The following is a 6083-nucleotide window of genomic DNA, read 5'->3' on the forward strand; positions in this document are numbered from 1 at the left end:
ATGCTGCCTTCGTGCCTTGGGATCGGGTTCGCTACATCGTGACGGATCGGCGGGGGTATTTCAACGGCCTGCTAACGCCCGATTCCGATTGGCGAAACAAGATCGTTCACTGCGATCCACGGCCCGCGATTCCGGTCATTTTCATTCCGGGAGTCATGGGGTCTATCCTGGTTAGCAAGAAGTCTGGAGAAGAGGTATGGTCTCCGCCGAACAACCTAGCCTCCAAGGGCGTCTTTGCTGCCCATACATATTTTTTTCAGGACAACAACGACAAGCAGAAGAACTACGACCCCACCGACGCGGTTGTCTCCCCAAGGGGTCGTGTGAATGCCAATGGATGTGACATTGGGAACGATGAGGCACGTCGACGCGGTTGGGGCAGCGTCCATATGGACAGCTACCACTCGTCACTTGCGTGGCTGGAAAAGCAGCTAAATCACCCGTACTACAACGGGCAAATCTCTGGCTATTGGGTTGCCTCAGATAAGAACGGTCAAGACTTCACTGTTCAACCGCTACTTGGCACCGACCCAAAAGCATATGGTGCATTTGGAGCAGCGGCGGACATCATCACGGCCGACTCGGAAGAATTCAAGAAATTTGCTAAGTACCGCTATCCGGTCTATGCCATCGGATACAACTGGCTCCAGTCAAACGAAAAGTCAGCGTTCGACGTCGTCAATGGCGTTGACTGCCCCAACCCTAAGAACGGGAAAAAGCAGCGACTGATGGGGATCAAGGAGATCTGCGCGGAGAACAAGGTAACGAAAGCAATCATCATCACCCACTCCATGGGTGGTCTCGTTGCACGGATGGCGTGCGTTCTTGCGAATAACGAAGGCTTGATGCACGGCGTGATCCACGGTGCGCAGCCGGCGACCGGTGCACCACTCGCCGCGCGTCGGTTTCGCGCCGGCGGACAGGGCGAGGATGCCTTCGCGAACAAGCTCCTAGCCGGATTTAGCGCTCACGAATTCCTGGCAATTACCGCGAACGCTCAGGGGCCACTGGAACTGCTGCCGATGCCTGATTATCATGGTTCGGAACCGTGGTGGATCTTCCAGAATATGAGGCGCGAAACGGTGATGTCCCTACCTCGGCCGGGCGACTCAATCTCGCTCTACAGCACCACGAACTGGTATTCATTGGTCCACGATCAGTCTCCCTCCGTCCTCGATCCGGCCGGCATCACGCAGGAGCGATTGAAGACCAACGCACCCGGGGTCTCTGTCGCCCAGGAATTCAGATCTACGATGGTCGAAGTCGTTAAGCGACAAACGAAGCTGGTCAACAGGTACCATAAGAACACGTACGCTTTCTATGGAAACGGGATACTGGACCAAAACCAGAAGGAAGCATTCAAGGACGCGCGGACCGGAATGACGGTTCACCTTCCGAAGAGAGTCGAACGCAGCGAAGACGCCTATACGCTTCGGACGTTTGGCAACGTGATCTGGCAAGGCGACTTTCCCCAGGGTGTCACCGAGGCAGATGTGATCAACGCAAAGCTCTTGAGTGACGACGGCGTTGGTACGATTCGTATCTCAGTAAAGGATACGGCGGTGACCCTGACTGCGATGAAGAAGTCCAAAGACGACCGGGATGCTGCAGCGCACGGCTTCATTCCAGGCGACGGGACAGTCCCGTCATGGTCGGGCGAAGCGGTCGCCCGTGGGCTCAAGCCTGGCGTGCCAGGTGGTGTCGCAGAGGGTGTTCAAGTCGCCTTCGAGCAGCGTGGCTTCGACCATCAAGGCTGTTTCGGCCATCCATGGGCTCGGTGGGCAACCTTATATAGCGTAGTGAAGATCGTGAAATCGATACAAACGTGAGCATGGGAAATTTTATCCGTCGAATTCATCGCAGCATTCTTCCGCTGGCGATCGCAACGCTTGGCGCGGTCGCCTGTACACCGCAGAAACCATCGGAGTCCTCTATGTCGCAACCGGTTATGACCGACACTCGTCCTTGGTGTATTGGTCGATTTGCGGTTGATCTTCCCCGCACGGCCGACGTGTATGTCCAGGACTACAAGTACATGGGCTATACCATTGAGCCCGTCCCCAACGTTAGCAAGTCAGAGTTCGACAGCCGCGTCAGCAAACGTGAACAGGAGCTGCGCACGCTAATGCGTGAAGATCCGCACAAGGCATTCGCGCAGACGAAGACACCGTGGCTACATCAGACCGTCGAGCCAAGCGCAGCTTCCCGGCTCTTTGTCTACGGTCGCTACGACGACAAGCCAGAGGATCTCGTCTATGACGTTGAGGGTTATGCTGAATCGAATGACACGTTGTTCGTCTTGAAGAATCGATTCGGCGCGACCTACGATCGATCGGCTATCTCGAACGCCTCCGAAATTCTGAAGAACATCAAGCCGAGGTCGGATTGGGACGTTCCGTCCGATGGCGCATTCTGTTTCCGAGGCGGAGCGATCGGTGGTAGACCGTTGCCCGGTTTCGACGCCTCGGTTGCCGCGCGCCTGGTCCACGGGCGGCCGTCGAACCTTATTGTGACAATGCGAGAGTCTGTCGAGGGCGATCGGAAAAACTCGACCCTCGATCGGCTATCGAAGGACGACGCCACTCTCAAACAATACGCAGGGAATGTGGATGTACTTCGCAAAGGGACTCGCGACGTTGCCGGCATGAAAGCCGCTGAATTTGGCGTGCATATCCAGGGGGATGGCATCCATGCCTACCACTTCTACCTGTTTTCTCCGGGCGTTCCAGGTGATCTCTCGAAGCCAAACCTGACTATCCAACTGCTCTTCGGCGCGGCGCCCGACGATGGCACGCCCCCCACCGAGGCGACGTCTCCGGTCAACCAGGCCGAGGCCATGCAGGCCTGGGATTCGGTCCTTGCCAGCTTTCACTATCGCGGACAGAAGTGATCAGGGCTCAACCATGAAACGCTTCGATATCGTCAAGGGAGATACCACGACTGCGGGCGGTGTCGTGCAGAGGGGAGACTCAGGCGACCTCCTGAATGGTCGAGAGCAAGCCTACGAAAACGATCCGGTCATGTGCCCTGCTTGTGGCTCGGTTGGGGTGATCAAATGCGATGGCCCACGCCACTCGATGACCGGACCTGATGGGCGCCAAGCGGCTCTAAGCGATGACCTGTGCATCTGCAAGTGCGAGCCGCATCCAAAGCTCATTGCGTCACAGTCGACCTCATACACGGAGGTCTAGCGGGAGTTCGCACGCAACGTAGCCTGTCCGCAGGCACCGATCTCGCGGCTGGTTTCCACGGCGACGCATCCTCGCTCCACTGAGAGTCTCGTCAAGCATCGCTTCATCGCGCACGTGTCAGTTCTCACCATCGGCCGGCGCGCTCGGGCCCACCTCTATCGCACTCAAGAGATGCGCCACCCTTTTCCGGAAATGGTGCGCGCTTGCAGAACGAAGCTCGCTCGCCTATACCGTACTCGATGCGGCATCCGCGCGAGCGCGGTGTCCTTGCGATCGCACAGGCGACGATTGCGCGCGACTTTCCGATCGAACGCCGGCGACGACGTGGGCGGATAGGTTCGACGTACAGCGCGACGACCTCGCGCTCGCTGTAGAACGCATTCAGATCCACCTCGGTCCGGAACGCCTCGAGCGTTGGCACGTCCTGGCCAGCCGCAGCGCCGGTGTGCGCGTCGCGCGGCAAGCTACCGGGTTTAGGCACGGAAGGTGCACCGCGTCGGTGTCGCGCACGCCGCGCGGCGATCGTCAGGGTGTCGCACAGCGTCGCGAGCGTGCGGCGCGTCGCACGCACGTCGATGCCCGCCACGCCGTAGTGCGCATGCAGCGTCGCTTCGTCGAGCCCTTCGAGGTACGCGCGGTACAGCGCGAAGTGGGCGTGCGTCAGGCGGCGAAGCCTGCCGCCCAACGACGTGTCGGGCCGGTCGCGAATGCCACAAATACAAAGAGGGACGCTTAGCGTCCCTCTTTCCCATTTTACTCGACGTCGATGTCAGCGGCTGTGTACCGGCTTCTTGGTAGCCTCTTTCCGCTGGTCCGCGTGCAGGTCAACTTGATCCAGCCGATCCAGCGCCTGCTTTAGAATTCGGGCACCGGTGCTCGGCGAAGATTTCCGGCGCTCACGCACCGACGCAGCAGCCTTCTTTGCGGGCCCGGCTTTACGGGACTCGTTCCCAAGTACCTTAACCGTACCGTCGGGCATGTGGACTGTCACAGCCATGCGATACTCCTTCGAAAAAGGCGACCAACTTCGTTCTCGTCAAAAAAATCGAACGCCGCGTCGGACAACGTAAGCCAAAAGTCCTCCAACCGCGTCTCGTCTTTCACTATCGTATCTGAACCGCACCGGGAATCGTGGAGGCTGGTTGGTTTAAGTTAATGCTGACACGTCAGCGGCATTTCTGAGTTGCCTGTAGTAGTTTGCCTCAGCTTCAGCAAGCGGGATATAGCCGAGCGGTTCCATCAGCCGATGGTGGTTGTACCAGGCGACCCATTCCAGCGTAGCCAGTTCGACGGATTCCCTCGTTTTCCAAGGGGCGCGCCGATGAATCAGTTCCGTCTTGTACAGGCCGTTGATCGTTTCGGCTAGCGCATTGTCGTAGCTGTCGCCCCGGCTGCCGACCGACGGCTCGATGCCGGCCTCAGCCAGCCGTTCGCTGTAGCGAATGCACGTATTGGGCCCCTCTATCGGAGTGGTGTATCAAAGTCCCGTCCTCGCCCGGTTGGCGGGCGTACAGCGCTTGTTCAAGTGCATCCAGAACAAAGTCCGTGGTCATCGACGAGCTGACGCGCCAGCCAACAATACGGCGGGCGAACACGTCGATCACGAATGCCACGTACAGCCAGCCTTGCCATGTCGAGACATACGTAAAATCCGACACCCAGAGCTGATTCGGTCGGTCAGCCTCGAACTGCCGGTTGACTCGGTCCAGCGGGCGCGGCGCGCTCACATCGGGAATCGTCGTGCGAACACGCTTACCGCGAACTGCGCCACGCAAGCCCTGCAGCTTCATCAACCGTCCGACCGTGCAGCGTGCCACCGCAATGCCTTCCCGGTTCATCTGCTTCCAGACCTTCGGCACGCCGTAGACCTGCATGTTGGCCTGCCAGACACGCTTAATCTCCGGTTGCAAAAGCTCATCGCGTTTCGCGCGGGCGCAGCGTTTCGACGGATCGCGAAGTTGTGCTGCATGGCGTCGGTAGCCCGACGGGGCAATCCGCAAGACCTTGCAGATCGGCTCGACCCCGAAGGTGTCGCGATGCTGATCAATGAATGCCTTCAGGACTTGAAACGGCGGTCGAGCTCCGCCTGGGCGAAAAATGCGCTCGCCAGTTTGAGAATCTCGTTGGTCCGGCGCAGTTCCTTGACCTCGCGCTCCAAGGCTTTGATGCGTTCACGCTCGGCCGTACTCACGCCATGGCGCTCTCCACGGTCGACCCCGTCGCGCTTAACCCAATCCAATAGCGTCTGCGGCGTGCAGCCGATCATCGGCGCAATCGATTCGACTGCCGCCCACATCGACGGGTGCTCGCTACGCTGCTCGCGTACCAGGCGCACTGCGCGCTCTCGGACTTCCGGGGAAAACTTGCTTGGCTTCTTGTTCATGGCTCCATTCTCTCAAGAGTTGGAGCCTCCACAAAACTCGGTGCGGTTCATATTGCTTCTTCCACCGATAGAATGTCTGTTCCGAAATACCGACCTGCCGGATCACATCGGCCACCGGCATGCCCAACTCTGCCTGCTTGAGCACAGCCACAATCTGTTCGATCGAAAAGCGCTCGCGTTTCATGGCAAACCTCCTTCTGGTTCAGGGTCAAGTTTGCCGCAAAACTCACTCTCGAATCGGTCCAGGATTCCTAATGCGGATCACGACGAACCAGCAATCCAGACTGAACTCCTAAAGAGGAAGCGATCGGGACTGAAGCGGCGGCGGCGGGCTGGGGTCACGCCGCGTGACGGCAATCGATCACGCGGCGCGCCTTGCCGGTCGCGCTCGCGGGAATGCCGCCGGCCGCCAGCACCGTCACGCCGGACGATACACCGACCATCGTCTTGATCCGGTGCTGCAGCTCGCGCGCGAGCGCCGCGCGATCGCTTTCGGTGACCGACGCGGC

Annotated in this window: 6 protein-coding genes, 2 pseudogenes and 1 other annotated feature; of the genes and pseudogenes, 3 read left to right on the plus strand and 5 right to left on the minus strand. The window is 59.1% G+C overall.

The window, feature by feature from the left end:
- From BTE28158_RS32080 to BTE28158_RS32090, 3 genes are all read left to right on the plus strand, one after another.
- Positions 1-1829 (plus strand): lipase family alpha/beta hydrolase (locus BTE28158_RS32080; protein ID WP_254597378.1); only part of this gene is annotated, 1829 nt, incomplete at its 5' end.
- A gap of 2 nt (positions 1830-1831) precedes the next feature.
- Complete coding sequence (locus tag BTE28158_RS32085; protein ID WP_239007487.1) at positions 1832-2890, plus strand: T6SS immunity protein Tli4 family protein; 1059 nt, start codon at positions 1832-1834, stop codon at positions 2888-2890.
- A 13-nt stretch (positions 2891-2903) separates the two neighbouring features.
- A complete protein-coding gene (locus BTE28158_RS32090) occupies positions 2904-3191 on the plus strand; it encodes a PAAR domain-containing protein (RefSeq protein ID WP_151052186.1) in 288 nt (95 codons plus the stop codon).
- Positions 3192-3315: 124 nt separating this feature from the next.
- Here the strand turns inward: BTE28158_RS32090 and BTE28158_RS32095 are convergent, their stop codons facing one another.
- From BTE28158_RS32095 to BTE28158_RS32115, 5 genes and pseudogenes are all read right to left on the minus strand, one after another.
- A complete protein-coding gene (locus tag BTE28158_RS32095) occupies positions 3316-3876 on the minus strand; it encodes a hypothetical protein (RefSeq protein ID WP_239007486.1) in 561 nt (186 codons plus the stop codon).
- 84 nt (positions 3877-3960) lie between these two features.
- Positions 3961-4188 carry a hypothetical protein gene (locus BTE28158_RS32100; RefSeq protein WP_151052188.1) on the minus strand — a complete coding sequence of 76 codons (228 nt, stop codon included), beginning with the start codon at positions 4186-4188 and terminating at the stop codon, positions 3961-3963.
- Positions 4189-4338: 150 nt separating this feature from the next.
- Positions 4339-5574: pseudogene (locus BTE28158_RS32105) on the minus strand (IS3 family transposase).
- Positions 5177-5293: a sequence feature (AL1L pseudoknot), on the minus strand. (Overlaps the previous pseudogene by 117 nt.)
- Positions 5575-5623: 49 nt before the next feature.
- Positions 5624-5758: pseudogene (locus BTE28158_RS32110) on the minus strand (transposase); the annotation flags it as partial.
- Positions 5759-5912: 154 nt separating this feature from the next.
- On the minus strand, positions 5913-6083 hold a 171-nt coding region (locus BTE28158_RS32115; RefSeq protein WP_496349945.1), incomplete at its 5' end, for an acyl-CoA synthetase family protein.

Source organism: Burkholderia diffusa (genome assembly GCF_902499115.1).
Lineage (GTDB): Bacteria > Pseudomonadota > Gammaproteobacteria > Burkholderiales > Burkholderiaceae > Burkholderia > Burkholderia diffusa.

Excerpts from the sequence above, each read along its gene's own strand:
- BTE28158_RS32090 (WP_151052186.1), top strand. The coding sequence starts at position 2,904 with ATGAAACGCTTCGATATCGTCAAGGGAGATACCACGACTGCGGGCGGT.
- BTE28158_RS32085 (WP_239007487.1), top strand. The coding sequence starts at position 1,832 with ATGGGAAATTTTATCCGTCGAATTCATCGCAGCATTCTTCCGCTGGCG.
- BTE28158_RS32100 (WP_151052188.1), bottom strand. The coding sequence starts at position 4,188 with ATGGCTGTGACAGTCCACATGCCCGACGGTACGGTTAAGGTACTTGGG.